The following is a 21,844-nucleotide window of genomic DNA, read 5'->3' on the forward strand; positions in this document are numbered from 1 at the left end:
TTTTTGTTAAATCCGACCTTGTGTGTGCTTGTCTATACAAGTATATCTAAATGCATCATCTGTCCCGTATGAGGAGCACACAATGTCGTCAGGTAAATACCGCCAGCAGGATGTCCGCGCCGCGCGCGGCACCACCCTTACCGCCAAAAGCTGGCTCACCGAAGCCCCGCTGCGCATGTTGATGAATAACCTTGATCCTGAGGTGGCGGAAAACCCCCACGAGCTGGTGGTCTACGGCGGCATTGGCCGCGCCGCGCGCAACTGGGAATGCTATGACGCAATTGTAAAGTCCCTGACTGAACTCGAACATGACGAAACCCTGCTGGTGCAATCCGGCAAGCCGGTGGGGGTGTTCAAAACCCACAAAAACGCGCCGCGCGTGCTGATCGCCAACTCCAACCTCGTGCCGCACTGGGCCACCTGGGAACATTTCAACGAACTCGACGCCAAAGGGCTGGCGATGTATGGCCAGATGACCGCGGGGAGCTGGATCTACATCGGCAGCCAGGGGATTGTACAGGGCACCTACGAGACCTTCGTGGAAGCCGGTCGTCAGCACTACAACGGCTCGCTGAAAGGCCGCTGGGTACTGACCGCGGGTCTCGGCGGCATGGGCGGCGCGCAGCCGCTGGCCGCCACGCTTGCGGGTGCCTGCTCGCTGAACATTGAGTGCCAGCAGAGCCGCATTGATTTCCGTCTGCGTACCCGTTACGTCGACGAGCAGGCGACTAGTCTGGACGATGCGCTGGCGCGTATCAAAAAATACACCGCCGAAGGTCAAGCGGTGTCGATTGCCCTGTGCGGCAACGCGGCGGAGATCCTTCCTGAACTCGTCGCCCGCGGCGTGCGCCCGGATCTCGTGACCGACCAGACCAGCGCCCACGATCCTTTGCACGGTTACCTGCCAAAAGGCTGGACGTGGGAAGCTTATCAGCAGAAAGCGGAAACTGACCCGGAAGGCACGGTACTGGCCGCGAAACGTTCCATGGCAGAACACGTCTCCGCCATGCTGGCCTTCAGCCAGATGGGCATTCCAACCTTCGATTACGGCAACAACATCCGCCAGATGGCGAAAGAGATGGGCGTGAATAACGCATTTGACTTCCCGGGCTTTGTCCCTGCGTATATCCGCCCGCTGTTCTGCCGCGGTATCGGTCCGTTCCGCTGGGTTGCCCTGTCCGGCGATCCGGAAGATATCTACAAGACCGATGCCAAAGTGAAGGAGATCGTCGCCGATGACGAACACCTGCACCACTGGCTGGATATGGCCCGCGAGCGCATTAACTTCCAGGGCTTACCGGCGCGTATCTGCTGGGTAGGGCTGGCGTGGCGGCAAAAGCTCGGGCTGGCCTTTAACGAAATGGTACGCAGCGGCGAAGTCTCCGCGCCGATTGTTATCGGCCGCGACCATCTGGACTCCGGCTCTGTCGCCAGCCCGAACCGTGAAACCGAAGCCATGCGCGACGGCTCTGACGCGGTGTCCGACTGGCCACTGCTGAACGCCCTGTTGAACACCGCCAGCGGCGCGACCTGGGTTTCGCTGCACCACGGAGGTGGCGTGGGGATGGGCTTCTCCCAGCATTCCGGGATGGTCATCGTCTGTGACGGAACCGATGAAGCCGCCGCGCGTATCGCTCGCGTGCTGCACAACGACCCGGCAACCGGCGTGATGCGTCATGCCGATGCGGGTTACGACATTGCGATTGACTGTGCCAAAGAGCAGGGACTCAACCTGCCGATGATCCCTGCCACACAAGGAAAGCATTAATGAACGCGTTAACACTCACACCCGGCTCACTGACCCTCAAGCAGCTGAGTAGCGTCTGGCGTCAACCGGTCACCCTTTCGCTGGATGAAAGCGCCCACGCCGCCATCAACGACAGTGTCGCCTGCGTCGAAGCCATTGTGGCCGAAGGGCGCACCGCCTACGGGATTAACACCGGCTTTGGGCTGCTGGCGCAGACCCGCATCGCGACACACGATCTGGAAAACTTACAGCGCTCGCTGGTGCTGTCTCACGCGGCGGGCGTCGGCCAGCCGCTGGATGATGAGATTGTCCGTCTGATGATGGTGCTCAAAATCAACAGCCTGGCGCGCGGCTTCTCCGGCATTCGCCTGAGCGTAATTCAGGCGCTAATGGCGCTGGTCAATGCCGAAGTCTACCCGTGGATCCCGGCGAAAGGTTCCGTTGGTGCATCCGGTGACCTCGCGCCGCTGGCGCACATGTCGCTGCTGCTGCTGGGTGAAGGCCAGGCGCGCTGGCAGGGCGAGTGGCTTCCCGCGAAAGAGGCGCTGAAAAAAGCGGGACTCACCCCGATCACGCTGGCGGCCAAAGAGGGGCTGGCCCTGCTGAACGGCACGCAGGCATCGACGGCATTCGCGCTGCGTGGCCTGTTTGAAGCGGAAGATCTCTTTGCCTCAGCCGTCGTGTGCGGCGCACTGACCACCGAAGCCGTGCTGGGCTCGCGTCGTCCGTTCGACGCGCGCATCCATGACGTACGCGGCCAGCGCGGGCAGATTGACGCGGCCAGCATGTATCGTCACGTGCTTACCGACACCAGTGAGATTGCGGATTCGCACCACAACTGTGAAAAAGTGCAGGATCCGTATTCACTGCGCTGTCAGCCGCAGGTGATGGGGGCCTGCCTGACGCAGCTGCGTCAGGCCGCAGAGGTGCTGCTGGTGGAAGCCAACGCGGTGTCCGATAACCCGCTGGTATTCGCCCAGGAAAACGAGGTGGTCTCCGGCGGTAACTTCCACGCTGAGCCGGTAGCGATGGCGGCGGATAATATCGCGCTGGCGATTGCCGAAGTCGGCGCGCTGTCCGAGCGCCGCATTGCGCTGATGATGGATAAACACATGTCCCAGCTGCCACCGTTCCTGGTGCGTAACGGCGGCGTCAACTCGGGCTTTATGATTGCCCAGGTGACCGCCGCGGCGCTGGCAAGCGAGAACAAAGCCCTGTCTCACCCGCACAGCGTGGACAGTCTGCCTACCTCCGCAAACCAGGAAGACCATGTCTCCATGGCCCCTGCAGCCGGACGTCGTCTGTGGGAGATGGCGTCCAATACCCGTGGCGTGCTGGCGGTGGAGTGGCTGGCGGCATGTCAGGGTATCGACCTGCGTGAAGGCCTGAAAACCAGCCCGCTGCTGGAGCAGGCGCGCCAGACGTTGCGTGAGCACGTATCCCATTACGATGATGACCGCTTCTTTGCGCCGGATATTGATAAGGCGATGCAGCTTCTGGAGGAAGGGCGTCTGGTAGGGTTGTTGCCGCCAGTGCTGTGATTTTTTTGCCCGGTGGCACTGCGCTTACCGGGCCTACGGGTACGAAATCCAGGCCGGGTAAGGCGTAGCCGCCACCCGGCTTTTTTTACGAATACATCGCCGTAATCGACGCGCTCCCCAGCGTATGGAAATGCACGTTAAACCCTACCATTGCGCCGCTCGCCCCTTCATCCACGTCAATCTTCTCCACATCCAGCGCGTGTACCGTAAAGATATAGCGGTGGGTTTCCCCTTTTGGTGGCGCCGCGCCGCCGTAACCTGCTTTGCCAAAATCGGTGCGGGTCTGAATGGCGCCTTCAGGCAGCGCAACCAGGTCAGAGCCGGAACCCTGCGGCAGGACCCGCGTATCGGCAGGCAGGTTCGCCACAATCCAGTGCCACCAGCCCGAGCCGGTGGGGGCATCCGGATCGTAACAGGTGACGACAAAACTTTTGGTGCCCGCCGGAACATCATCCCACGCCAGGTGCGGGGAGATATTGTCTCCCTGATACCCCATGCCGTTGAATACGTGACGCTCCGGCAGCTTTTCACCGTCGCGCAGATCTTTACTGATGATTTTCATACGGTTTACCCTCGTGATTCACTCGTTCAGAAAGTGTAACGCATGGGGTTAAATCGTGAAATGCGCGGGATTGTTAACGGCTGTAACGACCGCGGCGGTTAATTTACGCAACTGCTCCTGCGTAATGATATACGGCGGCATCAGGTAGATAAGCTTGCCGAAGGGGCGTACCCAAACGCCCTGATCCACGAAGAAGCGCTGCAGCGCTGCCATGTTCACCGGATGGGTAGTCTCAATCACCCCGATGGCCCCCAGCACGCGCACGTCCGCTACGAAATTCGCTCCCGAGGCGGCGCTCAGCTCTTCTTTCAGCTGCGCTTCGATCGCCGCCACCTGCGTTTGCCACTCACCGCTCTCCAGAATCGCCAGGCTTTCACTCGCTACCGCGCAGGCCAGCGGGTTGCCCATAAACGTCGGGCCATGCATAAAGCAGCCCGCGTCGCCGTCGCTGATGGTGTCGGCGACCTGGCGGGTCGTGAGCGTGGCGGAGAGCGTCATCGTGCCGCCGGTGAGCGCTTTACCCAGACACAGAATATCCGGGGTGATACCCGCATGTTCGCAGGCAAACAGCTTGCCCGTGCGGCCAAAACCGGTGGCGATCTCATCGGCAATCAGCAAAATGCCCTCGCGGTCGCACATCCTGCGAATACGCTTCAGCCATTCCGGGTGGTACATCCGCATTCCACCTGCACCCTGGACAACGGGCTCCAGAATAACGGCGGCAATCTCCTGGCGGTGGGCGGCCATCAGCCGCGCAAAGCCGACCATGTCCATCTCGTTCCACTCGCCGTCAAAACGACTCTGCGGGGCCGGGGCAAACAGGTTTTCCGGCAGATACCCTTTCCACAGGCTGTGCATGGAGTTATCCGGATCGCAGACCGACATCGCCCCGAAGGTATCCCCGTGATAGCCGTTGCGGAAGGTGAGGAACCGCTGACGGGACTCCCCTCTGGCATGCCAGTACTGCAGCGCCATTTTCATCGCCACTTCCACCGCCACGGAGCCGGAATCAGCAAGGAATACGCACTCCAGCGCGTCAGGCGTCATCGCCACCAGCCGACGACATAAATCCACCGCAGGCTGATGGGTGATCCCGCCAAACATCACGTGCGACATCTGGTCAATCTGCGCTTTCATCGCCGCATTCAGGCGCGGGTGGTTATACCCATGAATGGCCGCCCACCAGGAGGACATCCCGTCAATCAGCGGCTCGCCGCTGGCGAGATGCAGCTCGCAGCCGTGGGCGGAGGCGACCGGATAGACGGGTAGCGGGCGGGTCATCGAGGTGTAAGGGTGCCAGATATGCTGCGTGTCGAAGGTGAGATCGTCCTGGGTCATAATCGACTTGTAAACCATTTTGAAAAGTTTTAGGTTTACGAGTATAAACCGAACCGAAAATTAACAAAACCCTTTGGAGAAGCCCCATGGCTCACCACGCACGCTGGACGATGTCGCAAGTCACTGAATTATTCAACAAACCTTTCCTTGAGCTGATGTTCGAAGCCCAACAGGTGCATCGTCAGCATTTCGATCCGCGCCATGTTCAGGTCAGCACGCTGCTGTCCATCAAGACCGGCGCTTGCCCGGAAGACTGCAAATATTGCCCGCAAAGCGCGCGCTATAAAACGGGCCTTGAATCCGAACGACTGATGGAGGTCGAGCAGGTGCTCGACTCCGCCCGTAAGGCGAAAAACGCCGGGTCGACCCGCTTCTGCATGGGTGCGGCGTGGAAGAACCCGCACGATCGCGACATGCCGTATCTGGAGCAGATGGTGAAGGGCGTGAAAGAGATGGGCCTCGAAGCCTGTATGACGCTGGGCACGCTGAACGAAGAGCAGGCGCAGCGCCTCTCGGCGGCAGGGCTGGACTACTACAACCATAACCTCGACACCTCGCCGGAGTTTTACGGCAATATCATCACCACCCGTACCTATCAGGAGCGTCTGGACACGCTTGATAAAGTGCGCGAAGCGGGGATCAAAGTGTGCTCGGGCGGTATCGTGGGCCTGGGTGAGACGGTGAAAGATCGCGCCGGTCTGCTGCTGCAGCTGGCGAACCTGCCGACGCCACCGGAAAGCGTGCCGATCAACATGCTGGTGAAGGTGAAAGGCACACCGCTGGCGGATAACGAGGATGTGGATGCGTTTGATTTTATCCGCACCATCGCGGTAGCGCGCATCATGATGCCGACCTCTTATGTGCGTCTCTCTGCTGGTCGTGAGCAGATGAACGAGCAGACCCAGGCAATGTGCTTTATGGCCGGGGCCAACTCCATCTTCTACGGCTGCAAGCTGCTGACTACGCCGAACCCGGAAGAGGACAAAGACGTTCAGCTGTTCCGCAAGCTGGGGCTGAACCCGCACCAGACCGAGGTGCTGGCGGGGGATAACGAGCAACAGCAGCAGCTGGAGCAGCAGATTATTAACGCCGACACCGACCAGTTCTACAACGCGGCAGCGGTATGACCTGGGAGACACGTATCCATTCCGCGCTCGACGAGCGGCGGGCGGCAGATGCGTTTCGCGTACGCAGGGTTGTCGAAAACGGTGCAGGCCGTTTTCTGACCCGTGAGAACCGGCAGTTTTGTAACTTCTCCAGCAACGATTATCTCGGGCTGAGCCAGCATCCGGCCATCATCCGCGCCTGGCAACAGGGCGCGGCGCAGTATGGCGTGGGCAGCGGCGGGTCCGGACACGTCAGCGGATACACCACCGCGCACCAGGCGCTGGAGGAGACGCTTGCCGACTGGCTGGGCTACCCGCGCGCGCTGCTGTTTATCTCGGGTTTCGCGGCCAATCAGGCGGTTATTACCGCGCTGATGGGGAAAAATGACCGCATTGTCGCCGACCGCTTAAGCCATGCCTCCCTGCTGGAGGCGGCGAATTTAAGCCCGGCGCAACTGCGCCGCTTTGCGCATAACGACGCGGGACAACTCGCTGCGCTGCTGGATAAACCCTGTGACGGGCAACAGCTGGTGGTCACGGAAGGGGTGTTCAGCATGGATGGCGACAGCGCGCCGCTTGCCGCGCTGCATGACGCGGCAAAACGGCAAAACGCCTGGCTGCTGGTGGATGATGCCCACGGCATTGGCGTGATGGGCGACGAGGGTCACGGTAGCGCGCATCAGCAGCAGGTGAAGCCGGAACTGCTGATTGTCACCTTCGGCAAAGGTTTTGGCGTGAGCGGGGCGGCTGTGCTGTGCAGCGAATCCGTCGCCGACTATCTGCTGCAGTTTGCGCGGCATCTGATCTACAGCACCAGTATGCCCCCCGCGCAGGCGGTGGCGCTGTCTGCGTCTGTGCGGGTGATTCGCAGCGCCGAAGGCCGTGAACGCCGGGCTCGTCTGGCGGAACACATCCGGCGTTTTCGACAGGGTCTGGATCGGCTTCCCTTCCGGAGTACCGATTCGCAGAGCGCAATCCAGCCGGTAATCGTCGGTGAAAACAGCCTGGCACTCACGCTGGCGCATACGCTGCGCGAGCGGGGGATGTGGGTCACGGCCATCCGTCCGCCCACCGTGCCGCCGGGTACCGCCCGACTGCGCCTCACGCTGACCGCAGCACACGAAGCCGACGATATTGATGCCCTTCTGGAGGCGTTGCATGTCGCCAGTCAATAAACAGGCCATTGCGGCGGCCTTTGGCCGGGCCGCGCGCAGCTACTCACAGCATGATGAACTTCAGCGTCAGAGCGCAGAGGGGCTGCTGGCGTTGCTCGGCGAAACGTGCTTTAGCCAGGTGCTGGACGCCGGGTGCGGTCCCGGCGGAAATAGCCGCTACTGGCGCGAAACAGGAAGCCAGGTGACGGCCATCGACCTCTCTCCTGACATGCTTGCAGAAGCAAGGCAGCAGCAGGCCGCGCATCACTATCTGGTGGCGGATATCGAAGCGATCCCGCTGGCAGACGCGCAATTCGACCTGGTCTGGAGCCATCTGGCCGTGCAATGGTGCAGCAGCCTGCCGCAGGCCTTAAGCGAGCTTTACCGCGTGGCGCGTCCGGGTGGGAGAGTCGCGTTTACCACGCTGCTGGAAAGCTCGTTACCGGAGCTCAACCAGGCCTGGCAGGCGGTAGATGAACAGCCGCACGCTAACCGGTTTTTACCGCACGAACAGGTCACGCAGGCGCTGGCCGGCTGGCGCTATCAGGGTCAGGTGCAGACCATCACCCTCCATTTCAGCGACGCGCTCAGTGCCATGCGCTCGCTGAAGGGGATTGGCGCCACGCATCTGCACACCGGACGCGAGAAAAAACTGCTCACCCGGGGTCAGTTGCAGCGCCTGGAGCTGGCCTGGCCGCAGGAGCGGGGACATTTCCCGCTCTCTTATCAACTTTTTCATGGGATTATCGAACGTGACTGAACGCTACTTTGTCACCGGAACGGATACGGAAGTGGGGAAAACGGTGGCCAGCGCTGCGCTGCTGCAGGCGGCGCGACGGCTGGGAAAAAACACTGCCGGGTATAAGCCGGTCGCTTCCGGCAGCGAGATGACCGCAGAAGGTCTGCGCAATACCGACGCGCTGGCGCTCCAGCGGAACAGCACCCTTGAGCTCACCTATTCCGCGGTGAATCCGTATACCTTTGCCGAGCCGACGTCGCCGCACATCATCAGCGCCGATGAAGGCCGCCCGATTGATTTTGACGTGCTTTCAGCCGGATTACGGTCGCTGGAACGCCAGGCGGACTGGGTGCTGGTGGAGGGGGCCGGCGGCTGGTTTACGCCACTCTCGCAGGACCAGACGTTTGCTGACTGGGTGCAGCGCGAGCAGCTCCCGGTCATCCTGGTGGTGGGGGTCAAGCTCGGCTGTATTAACCATGCGATGTTGACCGCGCAGGCCGTTTCGCAGGCGGGGCTGCGTCTGGCGGGCTGGATCGCCAACGACGTGGTTGCCCCGGGCAAGCGGCATCAGGAGTATCTGGCGACGCTTAAGCGCGTTTTGCCTGCCCCTTTCCTCGGAGAGATCCCGTGGCTTGCGGACGAGGCCGAACGGGCCGAAACCGGACGCTATCTTGACCTCAGCGCCTTGCTTCCAGCGACATCCAGTGCGCGATAAGCTCATCGTCCAGTTCGTTAACGTGGCCCTGGGCCACGTTACGCCCGCGATATAGCATACAAAAACGTTCCGCGACCCGGCGAATAAATGACAGCCGTTGCTCAGCCAGCAGCACCGTCATGCCCAGTTCGCGGTTCAGGCGTACCAGCAGCTGTGCCAGCTTATGCGCAAAACCGTGACCGGCGCCATGCATCGGCTCATCGAGAATCAGCATCCGCGGACGGTTTACCAGCGCATTGGCCAGAGCCAGCTGGTACTGGTCGTCTGGCGAAAGGGCGTTGGCCCGGGTCTGACGTAACGGGTAGAGTTCGGGTAACAGATCGTACACCTCGCTTTTCGCTTGCGGATCGGGCTTCCCCATCGCCCGCATAGCGATATGCAGATTCTCCTCAATCGTTAACTGGGAGAAGATGCGCCTGTCCTGCGGGACATAGCCAATTCCCGGCCCTGAACGCTGTTCTGGCGCCGGGCTCAGCAAATCACGCGGCGGCGCGCCCGCTTCATGCCAGATGATGGTGCCGCTTTCCACGGGCACTTTCCCGGCGATGCAATTCATCAGGGTGGTTTTCCCCATTCCAGGCAGACCTACGACGCCCGTGCACACCCCTTGCGGAAAATCTAAATCCACGTTCCATAGCGTATGTTGGCTTCCGTAAAACTGGTTCACTGCACGCAGACTCAACATCTTTCTCTCCTTAAAAATGTGTGTAGGTGAGGCTCGATGTTGATTGTGCAAAACCCCTGCCAGAAAGCGGAAAGTGTTTAAAAAAGCGCCTTTTTTAGGACTATGTCACAGGAGGGAGGTTAAAAAAGCGAGGGAGTGCACATCAACGGTGCCGGCGGTGGTGAGTTGTGGTGCAGGAACAAGAATGATGAAATTGTGAGCTATATCTCATCGATTGGTTATGAAAGAGACAACTGTTAATCATCAAAAAATAGCTATAAAAATTTTTTCCTGCCGTCTCGTGGGAAAATCCGGGAATTTGCCGAGCGCCAGTCTGTATGGGCTGGAAGCAGTTATCCACTATTCCTGTGGATAACCATGTGCATTAGAGTTAGAAAACACGCGATAAGCGAGAGAAGACGCGGCTTTCGCCCAAATTGACGCGAAACGCGGCTTTAGAAAATATCGTTTATAATTTAATTGCTTAGATAAAAGCAATTCCCGTCACGAAAGTGTCACCCGTTGCCATAAAACTATCATTACCTGGCTTGACAAATGTTAAAAAAGAAAAAGTTCTGGGGATAACCTCACCTGACTGGTGTTTTATATTGTCACAGTCCAAATTTTGGCCGCTATCGCGCTAATCATTCAGGCGCTATGCTAAATATCCTGACATGCCACTGGTTTTTCATCCAGTGTTTTTTACTGGCAATCCTGGCAACAACGAGTAAAATTACTCACCTGCCGCTTATAACGTCATCAGGTTGTCGCCCATGAGTAAACCGTTCAAATTGAATTCTGCTTTCCGTCCATCTGGCGATCAGCCTGAGGCGATCCGCCGTCTGGAAGAGGGGCTGGAAGACGGGCTGGCACACCAGACGCTGCTGGGGGTAACCGGCTCCGGCAAAACGTTCACTATCGCCAACGTGATTGCCGATCTGCAGCGCCCCACGATGGTGCTGGCACCCAATAAAACCCTCGCCGCACAGCTTTACGGCGAAATGAAAGAGTTCTTCCCGGATAATGCCGTGGAGTATTTCGTCTCCTACTACGATTACTACCAGCCTGAGGCCTACGTCCCGAGCTCTGACACGTTCATTGAGAAAGATGCCTCGGTAAACGAACACATTGAGCAGATGCGTCTGTCGGCGACGAAGGCGCTGCTGGAGCGTCGCGATGTGGTGGTTGTGGCGTCGGTATCGGCTATCTACGGTCTGGGCGATCCGGACCTCTACCTGAAAATGATGCTGCACCTGACCCAGGGGATGATCATCGATCAGCGCGCGATTTTGCGCCGTCTGGCGGAGCTGCAGTACACCCGTAATGACCAGGCGTTCCAGCGCGGAACGTTCCGCGTTCGCGGTGAAGTGATTGATATCTTCCCGGCAGAATCTGACGATATTGCGCTGCGCGTAGAGTTGTTTGACGAAGAGGTCGAGCGCCTCTCGCTGTTCGACCCGCTGACCGGCCACATCGAGTCAGTCATTCAGCGCTATACCATCTACCCGAAAACGCACTATGTGACGCCCCGCGAGCGTATCGTGCAGGCGATGGAAGAGATTAAAGTCGAGCTGGCAGAACGGCGTAAAGTGCTTCTGGCGAACAATAAGCTGCTGGAAGAGCAACGCCTGACCCAGCGTACCCAGTTTGATCTGGAGATGATGAACGAGCTGGGCTACTGCTCCGGGATCGAAAACTATTCCCGTTTCCTCTCCGGACGCGGGCCGGGTGAGCCACCGCCGACACTGTTCGACTATCTTCCGGCCGACGGTCTGCTGGTGATCGACGAATCCCACGTCACCATCCCGCAGATTGGCGGGATGTATCGCGGTGACCGGGCGCGCAAAGAGACGCTGGTGGAGTACGGATTCCGTCTGCCGTCCGCGCTGGATAACCGCCCAATGAAGTTTGAAGAGTTTGAGGCGCTGGCCCCGCAGACCATCTACGTCTCGGCTACCCCAGGCAACTATGAGCTGGAGAAATCCGGCGATGAGGTGGTGGACCAGGTGGTGCGTCCGACGGGGCTGCTGGACCCGGTTATCGAGGTGCGTCCCGTGGCGACGCAGGTGGACGATCTGCTCTCCGAGATCCGTGCCCGTTCCGCCATCAACGAGCGTGTGCTGGTGACCACGCTCACCAAACGTATGGCGGAAGATCTGACCGAGTATCTCGAAGAGCACGGCGAGAAGGTGCGTTATCTGCACTCGGATATCGATACCGTGGAGCGCATGGAGATTATTCGCGACCTGCGCCTGGGCGAGTTTGACGTGCTGGTAGGGATCAACCTGTTGCGGGAAGGTCTGGATATGCCGGAAGTCTCGCTGGTGGCGATTCTGGATGCCGATAAAGAAGGCTTCCTGCGTTCTGAACGCTCTCTGATCCAGACCATAGGCCGCGCCGCGCGTAACGTCAACGGCAAAGCGATTCTGTACGGGGATAAAATCACCCCGTCGATGGCGAAAGCGATCGGTGAAACGGAGCGCCGTCGCGAGAAACAGCAGCGCTATAACGAAGAGCACGGCATTACGCCGCAGGGGCTGAACAAGAAGGTGGTGGATATTCTGGCGCTGGGTCAGAACATTGCCAAAACCAAAGCGAAAGGCCGCGGCAAGGCGCGTTCAGTAGTGGAAGAAGATACCGTCGCGCTGACGCCGAAAGCGCTGCAGCAGAAAATCCACGAGCTGGAAGCGCAGATGATGCAACACGCACAGAACCTGGAGTTCGAAGAGGCGGCGCAGATCCGCGACCAGCTTCATCAGTTGCGGGATCTTTTCATCGCCGCATCTTAGTGAAAGCGGCGTGTTTTCTCCCTCTCCCTGTGGGAGAGGGCCGGGATGAGGGCATCAGGCCGCACAAAATGCGTCTAACCCAGTGCCTGAATCGCCTTCTCCAGCGCTTCGCGCAGCAAGTGCCTGTCATGACGATATTTGATATCGCTGGCCTCCAGCGGTTCCTGTATCACCAGGCGATCGCCAATCCCTGACACATCAACTTTCGGTCCCACTACCACGCCGTCGATAATTTTCTTCCCGACGTACTGCTCCATCAGCTCCAGCTTGTCCGCCAGCGACAAGCTGGCCGCAGCTGGGCTCAGTTCACGGCCCAGGTTACCGATGTAGACCATCGGAGCAGGGGTTCTGCGCAAGGCCTGCGCCAGCTCTTTCACCAGCAGAATCGGCATCAGGCTGGTGTAAAAACTGCCGGGTCCGATCAGGATCACATCCGCCTCGGCGATGGCCTCAACCGCTTCGCGCGTGGCGGGGACGGCGGGGTAGGTCATCAGCTCTTTTGGCGGCAGGGTTAGCTGGTCGATATTCACTTCGCCGTACACTTCATGGCCATCCACGTCGATGGCCATCAAATCGACCGGCTGTTCAGACATCGGGATCAGGAACGCATCCACTTTAAGCAGATTACGTATCAGATTGATGGCTTCCAGCGGGCGCACGCTCAGGTGATCGAGAGCCTTAAGCATTAAATTTCCGAGGTTATGCCCGGAAAGTTCTCCATTCCCGCCGAAACGGTACTCAAACATCGCCGAGGCGACGCTCGGTTCGGTAATCAGCTGGTTCAGGCAGTTGCGCATATCGCCCCAGGCGATACCCCCTTCCGCACGTCGGATGCGCCCCGTAGAGCCACCGTTATCCGTGGTTGTCACTATCCCTGTCAGTCTGGAGCCGAGTGAAGACAGTGAGGACATCACTCGCCCGAGACCGTGGCCTCCGCCGAGTGCGACCACACGGTCAAGATCCGCAAAAGTGCGATTGCGCATACCTGTTCCTTATCACGTTTGATCTGCGTAACACTACCTTAACTACCCCTAAAAGACGATGCCCTACCGGACGCAAAATGACACATATCAATGCGAAGAGGCTGTTTTTGAGTATTCTGTAGCGAAAATACACGATTATGTCGTTATGTAGTTATTTATATAGCGTTAAGCGAGAATAGCGGTGAGAGGATTTACGCGCTACTATCGCCATAACCACGTTTTCAAATTTGAAAACATACACTCTAGCCTTTGTGCCTGTGTCGAAAGATATGGCGCTCTGGCCGTGGCGACTTTGCCACCAGGGTACAGAAAGAAATGACTGTGCCTCCCGTATCTGGAAAGGTGTACATGGCTTCACAACTTACTGATGCTTTCGCGCGTAAGTTTTATTACTTACGTCTGTCGATTACCGATGTGTGCAACTTCCGTTGCACCTACTGCCTGCCCGACGGCTACAAACCGGGCAGCGTCACCAATAACGGCTTTCTCTCCGTGGATGAAGTGCGCCGCATCACGCGCGCTTTCTCTGAACTCGGCACCGAAAAAGTGCGCCTTACCGGCGGAGAGCCCTCGCTGCGCCGTGATTTCCCCGACATCATTGCCGCGGTGCGTGAAAACGAGCGCATCCGCCAGATTGCGGTCACCACCAACGGTTACCGTATGGCCCGCGACGTGGCCACCTGGCGAGATGCCGGCCTGACCGCCATCAACGTCAGCGTGGACAGCCTGGACGCCCGCCAGTTCCACGCTATTACCGGCCAGGATAAATTCCGGCAGGTCATGGACGGTATCGACGCGGCATTTGCGGCCGGCTTCGAAAAGGTCAAAGTCAACACCGTGCTGATGCGTGACGTCAACCACCATCAGCTCGATACCTTCCTGGCGTGGATTAAATCCCGTCCCATTCAACTGCGTTTTATTGAACTGATGGAAACCGGTGAGGGCAGCGAGCTGTTCCGCCGCCATCACATCTCCGGCATGGTGCTGCGTGACGAGCTGCTGAAACGCGGCTGGATCCACCAGATCCGCCAGCGCAGCGACGGCCCGGCGCAGGTCTTCTGCCACCCGGATTACGAAGGTGAGATAGGGCTCATCATGCCCTATGAGAAAGACTTCTGCGCCAGCTGTAACCGTCTGCGCGTCTCCTCCGTGGGCAAACTGCACTTATGTCTGTTTGGCGACGGTGGCGTTGAGCTACGCGATCTGCTGGCAGATGATACCCAGCAGAGTGCGCTTGAAGCGCGGATCTCTGAGGCCCTGACGCATAAAAAACAGACCCACTTCCTGCATCAGGGCAATACCGGCATTACTCAGAACCTGTCCTACATCGGCGGGTAACCAGTCTTAAGAAGGAATCAGAAGATGAGTCAGGTCAGCGCGGAATTTATCCCGACACGCATTGCCATTCTTACCGTTTCCGACCGCCGTGGCGAAGAGGATGATACCTCCGGCCACTGGCTGCGCGAGGCGGCCCATGACGCAGGACATAAGATCGTCGATAAAGCGATCGTCAAAGAGAACCGCTATGCCATTCGCGCGCAGGTCTCTCACTGGATCGCCAGTGATGAGGTGCAGGTGGTGCTGATCACCGGCGGCACCGGCTTTACCGCGGGCGATCAGGCCCCCGAAGCGCTGATCCCGCTGTTCGACCGCGAAGTGGAAGGCTTCGGCGAGGTGTTCCGCATGCTCTCCTTTGAAGAGATTGGGACTTCCACGCTGCAGTCGCGTGCTGTTGCCGGGGTGGCTAACAAAACCCTGATTTTCGCCATGCCGGGTTCGACCAAAGCCTGCCGCACCGCGTGGGAAAACATCATCGCCCCGCAGCTGGATGCCCGTACCCGTCCGTGTAATTTCCATCCCCATTTAAAGAAATAAGCTATGTCACAACTGACCCACATTAACGCCGCTGGCGAAGCGCATATGGTGGACGTCTCCGCCAAAGCCGAAACGGTGCGCGAGGCGCGCGCGGAAGCGTTCGTCACTATGCTGCCGGAGACCCTGGCGATGATTATCGACGGCAGTCATCACAAGGGTGACGTATTTGCCACGGCCCGTATTGCGGGTATTCAGGCCGCGAAACGCACCTGGGACTTAATCCCGCTTTGCCACCCGCTGATGCTGAGCAAAGTGGAAGTGAACCTGCAGGCGCAGCTGGAGCACAGCCGCGTGCGCATTGAATCGTTGTGCCGTTTAACCGGGAAAACCGGCGTGGAGATGGAGGCGCTGACGGCGGCCTCCGTCGCCGCGCTGACCATCTACGACATGTGCAAAGCGGTACAGAAAGATATGGTGATTGGCCCGGTACGCCTGCTGGCAAAAAGCGGCGGCAAGTCCGGTGATTTTAAGGTGGACAGCGATGATTAAGGTGCTCTTTTTTGCCCAGGTGCGTGAACTGGTGAATACCGACAGCCTGACGCTGGATGCCTCTTTTGAAAACGTTGCGGCTCTGCGTGCGCATCTGGCGGCACAAAGCGACCGCTGGGCGCTGGCGCTGGACGAAGGCAAGCTGCTGGCCGCCGTGAATCAGACGCTGGTGGAATTCACCCATCCGCTGAAGGCAGGGGATGAAGTGGCTTTCTTCCCGCCGGTGACAGGGGGCTAAGATGGCGGAAACCCGAATTCTGGTAGGTCCTGAGCGCTTCAGTGTTGGTACAGAATACAGCTGGCTGGCGGAGCGCGATGAAGACGGCGCGGTCGTGACCTTCACCGGCAAAGTGCGCAACCACAACCTCGGCGACAGCGTGAAGGCGCTGACGCTGGAACACTATCCCGGCATGACGGAGAAATCGCTGGCGGAGATTGTGGACCAGGCGCGAAGCCGCTGGCCGCTTGGGCGCGTCACGGTGATTCACCGCATCGGTGAGATGTGGCCTGGCGAGGAGATTGTCTTCGTCGGGGCGACCAGCGCGCACCGCGGCAGCGCGTTTGCCGCCGGGGAGTTCATTATGGATTATCTCAAAACCAGAGCGCCGTTCTGGAAGCGCGAAGCCACGCCGGAAGGCGAACGGTGGGTTGAATCCCGCGACAGCGATAAACAGGCCGCCAGCCGTTGGTAGTCGGTTAACGTGGATGTGTTACTCTTAACGTGTGTGTCTACTTAAACTTAATCAGGAGTGAATCATGGACCGATTTCCGCGTTCCGATTCAATAGTTCAGCAGACCCGTAGCGGGCTGCAGACGTATATGGCTCAGGTGTATGGCTGGATGACGGTCGGCTTACTGCTTACCGCGTTTATCGCGTGGTATGCAGCGAACACCCCTGAGCTGATGATGTTTATCTTCTCCAGCAAAATCACCTTCTTTGGGCTGATTATCGCGCAGCTGGCGCTGGTGTTTGTGCTCTCAGGCCTGGTGCAAAAGCTGAGTGCCGGGATGGCAACGACCCTGTTTATGCTCTATTCGGCGTTAACGGGGCTGACGCTTTCCAGCATTTTCATCGTTTACACCTACTCTTCCATTGCCAGCACCTTCGTGGTGACCGGCGGGATGTTTGGTGCGATGAGCCTCTACGGTTACACCACCAAACGCGATCTGAGCGGCTTCGGCAGCATGCTGTTTATGGGGCTGATCGGTATCGTGCTGGCGTCGCTGGTAAACCTGTGGCTGAAGAGCGAAGCGCTGATGTGGGCGGTGACCTACATTGGGGTGGTGGTCTTCGTGGGGCTGACGGCGTATGACACCCAGAAGCTGAAAAACATTGGCGAACAGATCGACGTGCGCGACAGCTCTAACCTGCGCAAATACTCGATTCTGGGCGCGCTGACGCTCTATCTGGACTTCATCAACCTGTTCCTGATGCTGCTGCGCATTTTCGGCAACCGTCGCTAAGGTTGTTTTGCCGGGTGGCGGTGCGGTCTGGTGCCCTCACCCTGACCCTCTCCCACGGGAGAGGGAACAAACACTAAAAACGGCAACAAGGTTGCCGTTTTGCTTTTATTTGGCCATCGCCTTCTCGTTCTTCGCCCGTAACTTCTTCGCCCGACTCTCCAGCACCAGATAACAGACCGTTGCCAGCGCCAGCGGCAGGAAGTAATAGAGCATGCGGTAGGCGAGCAGGGCCGCAATGATGGTGCCCTGAGAGACATGTTCTCCGGCCAGCAGAGCGATGAAGACCGCCTCCAGCACGCCGATCCCCGCCGGAATATGCACGATCACCCCGGCAATACTGCTCACCAGCAGCACGCCCAGCACGAAGAAGTAATTCACGTCTTCACCCATCAACAGCCAGATGATGGCTCCCATCGCCATCCAGTTAGCGCTGGACACGGCCATCTGCAGCACCGCGAACTTCCACGAGGGCAATACCAGTTTTTGCCCTTTGATCGTCATATGACGGCGTTTCGCAAACGCGCAGGCCCAGAGATAAACGGCGATAATCAACAGCAGCACGATGCCCAGTATGCGCAGGGTGGTTTCGTCGATATACCAGTGCGCGGGCAGCTGTACCACGCCGACAGTAAATATCACCCCGCCAAGCAGAATATAGCCCAGCCAGTTGGTGGTAATGCTCAGGGAAAAAATGCGCGTAATTGTCCCGCCAGGCAGGCCCAGGCGTGAGTACAGGCGATAGCGCATGCCAATCCCCCCGACCCAGGTGCTCAGCGTCAGGTTAAAGGCGTAGCAGATAAACGACACCAGCATGACCTGACGTTTGGCCAGCTTGTGGCCGCAGTAAGCCCGGCCCAGCAGGTCATAGCAGCCATACATCAGGTAGCTCACGATAACCAGCCCAAGCGCCCCCAGCAGCACCATCCGGTTATAGTTGCGGATAACTTTCCACACCTCTTCCCAGTCAACTTTCTGCGCGTAGACTACCAGCAGAACCGCGACGGCGATGAAAAACAGCCAGGTCAGGATCTTTTTTGCCAGCCGCCAGCGCGGATGTGATTTCGACATCAGGGTTTGCCTCCGTCTTCCGCTTCAATACGGTCCTGGGTTTCCATTTCCGGTTGTACCGGCGGGTCCACCTGCGCCAGTTTCGGCGTATGCGCCGGCAGCCAGCCGACCATCGCCGGGAAATGGCGCAGGAAGTGGAACACCACCACGCTGATGCCCAGGTTCCACCAGGTGCGTTTGGGGACCATGGATTCATCCACCCGCACGCAGTCGTTGACGATCAGCGCCTGCAGGTTATCCCGCAGGGTCTGGTTAAACTGGCGATCGTGAATGATCAGGTTGGCTTCCAGATTGAGCGACAGGCTAAGGGGATCAAGGTTACTGGAACCGACGGTTGCCCAGTGGTCGTCCATCAGCGCGACTTTGCCGTGCAGCGGCCGACGGCGATATTCGTAGATCTGAACGCCGCCTTTCACCAGATAGTTATACAGCAGCCGCGCCCCGACTTTGACGATGGGCATATCCGGCTCGCCCTGCACAATCAGCTTCACCCGCACCCCGCGTCGGGCCGCATTGCGCATGGCATGCAGCAGGCGATAGCCCGGGAAAAAGTAGGCGTTGGCGATGATCACTTCGCGCTTCGCGTTGGCCAGCATCTTAAGATAGTGACGTTCAATATCGTCCCGGTGCTCACCGTTATCCCGCCAGACGAAAAGCGCCTGCGCTTCGCCGGGTTTGCGGTTCTCTTCCGGGCGATGATGGCGTCGCCACCAGCGGCGAACGGCCTCTTTCCCCGGCAGGTTTTCCAGCTCAAACAGTAAAATGTCCTGTACCACCGGGCCTTCAATGCGGATTGCGTAGTCCTGCTTCGCTTCCGGGCCATAGTCGGACATGTGTTCCGCGGAGTAGTTAATGCCGCCAACAAACGCTACCGTCTCATCCACCACCACAATTTTGCGGTGCATCCGGCGGAAAAGGTTGGTCCGCATGCCGAACAGGCGAGGGCCGGGATCGTAGTAGCGGAACACCACGCCCGCGGCGGTCAGTTCATTAACGAACGCGTCGCTGAGGTCCGGCGAGCCATAGCCATCCAGCAGCACCTCAATTTTGACGCCGCGTCGGGCGGCGCGCAGCAGCACGCTGTGCAACTGCTTGCCAACGTTATCTTCGAACCAGATAAAGGTTTCGAGGATCACCTTCTGCTGAGCGTTATCAATGGCCTTAAACACGGCCGGGTAATACTCGTCCCCGTTGACCAGCAGCGTGATCCGGTTGCCTTCCTGCCAGGAACATTTCATAAGTGGATCTCCGCGCTGAGCGGGGCATGGTCGGAAAGATGCCGCCAGTTGAGGAGCGCCAGCGCGGTGGGGCTGCTGGCATGGGCATTTTTCACGTAAATGCGATCAAGGCGCAGCAGCGGAAACCGCACCGGAAACGTGCGCGCAGGCCTGCCGTTCGCCCGGGTGAAAATCTCCTCCAGCCCGGCATCCACTTTCAACGGATGGTTTGCCCGCTGTCGCCAGTCGTTGAAATCGCCTGCCACGACAACAGGTTCACCGTCAGGCAGCGCGTTGGCCCATTCGGCCAGCATTTTCAGCTGCGCCTGACGATGGGCTTCGCGAAGTCCCAGGTGAACGCAGCCGACATGGATCGGCAGATCAAGATCGGGCGGTGTAATGCGGCAGTAAAGCAGCCCGCGTTTTTCACTCTCCCCGACGGAAACGTCGCGGTTTTCGTAATGTTCAATGGGATAACGCGACAGCACCGCGTTGCCGTGATGCCCTTCAGGATAGACCGCATTGCGGCCATAAGCGTAATCACTCCACATGGTGTCGGCCAGAAATTCGTAGTGCGGCGTGTCGGGCCAGTTTTCAAAGTGGAGCGGATGCACTTCGTGGGCGCCCATCACTTCCTGCAGGCAGACAATATCCGCGCTGACGGTGCGCACCGCGTCGCGCAGCTCCGGTAAAATGAAGCGGCGGTTAAATGCTGTGAAGCCTTTATGAATGTTTATCGTCAGCACTTTAAGCGAGAAATGCTGCATTTTTTTCGTCATAAGCTCCTTCCTGAGTGACTATCCCGATGAAAATAAAGTGTAGTCGTCGTCACAAAAAGATGCGGCGTTACGGAATTTTCCGTAAAGTGCGGTAGTCTGATTAAGCAGAGAAAAATCCTTCAGGAGAGAAGCCATGAAGTGGCAACAACGTGTTCGTGTCGCAACTGGCCTGAGTTGCTGGCAGATAATGTTGCATTTACTGGTCGTGGCCGTACTGGTGATGGGCTGGATGAGCGGCACGCTGGTGCGTGTTGGCCTGGGACTATGCGTCCTTTATGGCGTCACCGTACTGTCGATGCTGTTTTTACAGCGCCACCATGAAGCGCGCTGGCGCGAGGTGGGTGACGTGCTCGAAGAGCTCACCACCACCTGGTATTTTGGCGCAGCGATGATTGTGCTTTGGCTATTGTCTCGCGTGCTGCAAAACAACCTGCTGCTGGCCCTGGCCGGTCTGGCTATTCTTGCCGGGCCTGCGGTGGTCTCGTTGTTGACGAAAGAGAAAAAGCTACGCGATGTTGCGTCTAAACATCGCGTACGCCACTGAGCCCGTCGTGGCCGCGATGACCAGTAGCGGCCACAAACTTCCCCAGACAATATCCAGACTCGCATCCTTCAGATAGATTTGCTTGGTGATATCCGTAAAGTGACGAATCGGGTTTATCCACGTCAGATCCTGTAGCCACACGGGCATATTCTCAACGGGCGAGACATACCCCGAGAGCAGGATCGCGGGCATCATAAAGACGAACACCCCGATAAACGCCTGCTGCTGCGTCGAACAGAGCGCGGAAATCAGCAGTCCAAACCCCACTAGCGACAGCCCGTAAATCACCATGGTGAAGTAAAACAGCGCCAGCGAGCCGGCGAACGGGATCTGGTAGGCCCAGATACCCACCCCCAGCACGATGGTGGCCTGGAAAGTGGCGACAATCAGCGCCGGCACCGCTTTGCCGACAAAGATTTGCCAGGTGGCGAGCGGGGAAACCAGCAGCTGATCCAGCGTGCCCTGTTCGCGCTCGCGGGCGACGGAGAGAGAGGTCACAATCATCACCCCGATGGTGGTGATCATGGCGATCAGCGACGGCACCACAAACCATTTGTAGTCCAGGTTCGGGTTGTACCAGTTACGCACCACCAGTTCACTGTTGTTGGGTTTCGGTTTTCCCGCCATGAGCTCCTGCTGGTAATCCTTCACTATCTGCTGCAGATAGTTGGCCGCGATCTGGGCGCTGTTGGAGTTACGCCCGTCTAGGATCAACTGAATCGGCGCGGTCTGGAAGGTGTCCAGGTTGCGGGAAAAATCCGCCGGGAAACGCACCAGCAGCAGCGCTTTTTGGGTGTCGATAGTGGGCTTAATCTCCTGCGGGCTTTTCAGCCGCAGGACATGGGTAAAGGCTTTCGCACGGGCAAAGCGCTGGGTCAGCTCGACGGCATGTTTGCCGTTGTCTTCGTTGTAGATGGCGATGGTGGCGTTGGTCACCTCAAGGGTGGCGGCAAACGGAAACAGTAATACCTGAATCAGCACCGGCAGCACCAGAATGGCGCGGGTTTGCGGCTCGCGCAGCAGGGATTGCAGCTCTTTGCGTATTAACGTCCATAAACGGTGAAACATGT

At 58.5% G+C, this 21,844-nt stretch carries 22 protein-coding genes and 1 riboswitch; of the genes, 14 read left to right on the forward strand and 8 right to left on the reverse strand.

Translation table 11 applies throughout. The annotated features are described in order from the left end of the window. Positions 1 to 82 precede the first annotated feature (82 nt). Both hutU and hutH read left to right on the forward strand, forming a co-directional pair. A complete protein-coding gene (gene hutU / locus SP99_RS06515) occupies positions 83 to 1,768 on the forward strand; it encodes a urocanate hydratase (protein ID WP_047958058.1) in 1,686 nt (561 codons plus the stop codon). Then, complete coding sequence (gene hutH, locus SP99_RS06520; protein ID WP_047958059.1) at positions 1,768 to 3,288, forward strand: histidine ammonia-lyase; 1,521 nt, start codon at positions 1,768 to 1,770, stop codon at positions 3,286 to 3,288. The genes hutU and hutH overlap by 1 nt, the downstream gene beginning before the upstream one ends. Before the next feature lie 85 nt (positions 3,289 to 3,373). Here the strand turns inward: hutH and SP99_RS06525 are convergent, their stop codons facing one another. Together SP99_RS06525 and bioA are read right to left on the reverse strand one after the other, a co-directional pair. After that, positions 3,374 to 3,850, reverse strand: a complete 477-nt coding sequence (locus SP99_RS06525; RefSeq protein WP_047958060.1) for a kinase inhibitor — start codon at positions 3,848 to 3,850, stop codon at positions 3,374 to 3,376. Positions 3,851 to 3,898: 48 nt separating this feature from the next. Then, on the reverse strand, positions 3,899 to 5,206 hold the full coding sequence (bioA, locus tag SP99_RS06530; RefSeq protein WP_032672459.1) for an adenosylmethionine--8-amino-7-oxononanoate transaminase: 1,308 nt from the start codon (positions 5,204 to 5,206) through the stop codon (positions 3,899 to 3,901). Between the two features lie 68 nt (positions 5,207 to 5,274). On the opposite strand from bioA, the gene bioB reads away from it, so the two are divergent. From bioB to bioD, 4 genes are read left to right on the forward strand one after another with little or no spacing between them, the layout of a single operon-like run. Next, positions 5,275 to 6,315, forward strand: a complete 1,041-nt coding sequence (gene bioB, locus SP99_RS06535) for a biotin synthase BioB (protein ID WP_047958061.1) — start codon at positions 5,275 to 5,277, stop codon at positions 6,313 to 6,315. Then, on the forward strand, positions 6,312 to 7,469 hold the full coding sequence (gene bioF, locus SP99_RS06540) for an 8-amino-7-oxononanoate synthase (protein WP_047958062.1): 1,158 nt from the start codon (positions 6,312 to 6,314) through the stop codon (positions 7,467 to 7,469). Before bioB ends, bioF begins: the two co-directional genes overlap by 4 nt. Beyond that, positions 7,453 to 8,208 carry a malonyl-ACP O-methyltransferase BioC gene (gene bioC / locus SP99_RS06545; protein WP_047958063.1) on the forward strand — a complete coding sequence of 252 codons (756 nt, stop codon included), beginning with the start codon at positions 7,453 to 7,455 and terminating at the stop codon, positions 8,206 to 8,208. Before bioF ends, bioC begins: the two co-directional genes overlap by 17 nt. Further along, the gene (gene bioD / locus SP99_RS06550; protein WP_197086099.1) at positions 8,201 to 8,902 is read left to right on the forward strand and encodes a dethiobiotin synthase; all 702 of its coding nucleotides are present in this window, start codon (positions 8,201 to 8,203) and stop codon (positions 8,900 to 8,902) included. Before bioC ends, bioD begins: the two co-directional genes overlap by 8 nt. Here the strand turns inward: bioD and SP99_RS06555 are convergent. Next, entirely contained in the window at positions 8,865 to 9,587 is a 723-nt protein-coding gene (locus SP99_RS06555) for an ABC transporter ATP-binding protein (protein WP_047958065.1), read from the reverse strand. The two genes, bioD and SP99_RS06555, sit on opposite strands and share 38 nt — an antisense overlap. Before the next feature lie 752 nt (positions 9,588 to 10,339). Here SP99_RS06555 and uvrB point away from each other — a divergent pair. Then, positions 10,340 to 12,355: an excinuclease ABC subunit UvrB gene (gene uvrB / locus SP99_RS06560; RefSeq protein WP_025757242.1), complete on the forward strand. Its 2,016-nt coding sequence runs from the start codon at positions 10,340 to 10,342 to the stop codon at positions 12,353 to 12,355. A 74-nt stretch (positions 12,356 to 12,429) separates the two neighbouring features. Here uvrB and yvcK read toward each other — a convergent pair whose 3' ends face one another. Continuing rightward, positions 12,430 to 13,338 (reverse strand): uridine diphosphate-N-acetylglucosamine-binding protein YvcK, encoded by a 909-nt coding sequence (gene yvcK / locus SP99_RS06565; protein ID WP_025757243.1) that lies wholly within the window; start codon positions 13,336 to 13,338, stop codon positions 12,430 to 12,432. Between the two features lie 226 nt (positions 13,339 to 13,564). Further along, positions 13,565 to 13,699, forward strand: a riboswitch (molybdenum cofactor riboswitch). Here yvcK and moaA point away from each other — a divergent pair. From moaA to SP99_RS06595, 6 genes are all read left to right on the forward strand, one after another. Then, on the forward strand, positions 13,687 to 14,676 hold the full coding sequence (moaA, locus tag SP99_RS06570) for a GTP 3',8-cyclase MoaA (protein WP_047958066.1): 990 nt from the start codon (positions 13,687 to 13,689) through the stop codon (positions 14,674 to 14,676). Its footprint overlaps the riboswitch before it by 13 nt. 24 nt (positions 14,677 to 14,700) lie before the next feature. Then, a complete protein-coding gene (moaB, locus tag SP99_RS06575; protein WP_047958067.1) occupies positions 14,701 to 15,213 on the forward strand; it encodes a molybdenum cofactor biosynthesis protein B in 513 nt (170 codons plus the stop codon). 3 nt (positions 15,214 to 15,216) lie between these two features. Then, positions 15,217 to 15,702 (forward strand): cyclic pyranopterin monophosphate synthase MoaC, encoded by a 486-nt coding sequence (gene moaC / locus SP99_RS06580; protein WP_047958068.1) that lies wholly within the window; start codon positions 15,217 to 15,219, stop codon positions 15,700 to 15,702. Then, positions 15,695 to 15,940 carry a molybdopterin synthase sulfur carrier subunit gene (moaD, locus tag SP99_RS06585; RefSeq protein WP_025757247.1) on the forward strand — a complete coding sequence of 82 codons (246 nt, stop codon included), beginning with the start codon at positions 15,695 to 15,697 and terminating at the stop codon, positions 15,938 to 15,940. The genes moaC and moaD overlap by 8 nt, the downstream gene beginning before the upstream one ends. Position 15,941: 1 nt before the next feature. Continuing rightward, entirely contained in the window at positions 15,942 to 16,394 is a 453-nt protein-coding gene (moaE, locus tag SP99_RS06590) for a molybdopterin synthase catalytic subunit MoaE (protein ID WP_047958069.1), read from the forward strand. A gap of 64 nt (positions 16,395 to 16,458) precedes the next feature. Continuing rightward, positions 16,459 to 17,166, forward strand: coding sequence for a Bax inhibitor-1/YccA family protein (locus SP99_RS06595; protein WP_014883084.1), 708 nt, complete (start codon positions 16,459 to 16,461; stop codon positions 17,164 to 17,166). 105 nt (positions 17,167 to 17,271) lie between these two features. Here the strand turns inward: SP99_RS06595 and SP99_RS06600 are convergent, their stop codons facing one another. From SP99_RS06600 to SP99_RS06610, 3 genes are read right to left on the reverse strand one after another with little or no spacing between them, the layout of a single operon-like run. Then, positions 17,272 to 18,234 (reverse strand): lysylphosphatidylglycerol synthase transmembrane domain-containing protein, encoded by a 963-nt coding sequence (locus SP99_RS06600; protein WP_047958070.1) that lies wholly within the window; start codon positions 18,232 to 18,234, stop codon positions 17,272 to 17,274. Continuing rightward, the gene (gene clsB, locus SP99_RS06605) at positions 18,234 to 19,472 is read right to left on the reverse strand and encodes a cardiolipin synthase ClsB (protein ID WP_025757251.1); all 1,239 of its coding nucleotides are present in this window, start codon (positions 19,470 to 19,472) and stop codon (positions 18,234 to 18,236) included. The genes SP99_RS06600 and clsB overlap by 1 nt, the downstream gene beginning before the upstream one ends. Continuing rightward, positions 19,469 to 20,230 (reverse strand): endonuclease/exonuclease/phosphatase family protein, encoded by a 762-nt coding sequence (locus tag SP99_RS06610; protein WP_045285451.1) that lies wholly within the window; start codon positions 20,228 to 20,230, stop codon positions 19,469 to 19,471. The genes clsB and SP99_RS06610 overlap by 4 nt, the downstream gene beginning before the upstream one ends. Positions 20,231 to 20,363: 133 nt before the next feature. Between SP99_RS06610 and SP99_RS06615 the strand changes: the two genes are divergently transcribed. Then, positions 20,364 to 20,774, forward strand: coding sequence for a YbhQ family protein (locus tag SP99_RS06615; RefSeq protein ID WP_023334980.1), 411 nt, complete (start codon positions 20,364 to 20,366; stop codon positions 20,772 to 20,774). Here the strand turns inward: SP99_RS06615 and SP99_RS06620 are convergent. Further along, positions 20,736 to 21,842, reverse strand: coding sequence for an ABC transporter permease (locus tag SP99_RS06620; RefSeq protein WP_047958071.1), 1,107 nt, complete (start codon positions 21,840 to 21,842; stop codon positions 20,736 to 20,738). The two genes, SP99_RS06615 and SP99_RS06620, sit on opposite strands and share 39 nt — an antisense overlap. Positions 21,843 to 21,844: the final 2 nt, after the last annotated feature.

Origin of the sequence: Enterobacter sp. BIDMC92 (assembly GCF_001030225.1) — a bacterium.
GTDB classification, from domain to species: Bacteria; Pseudomonadota; Gammaproteobacteria; order Enterobacterales; family Enterobacteriaceae; genus Enterobacter; species Enterobacter sichuanensis.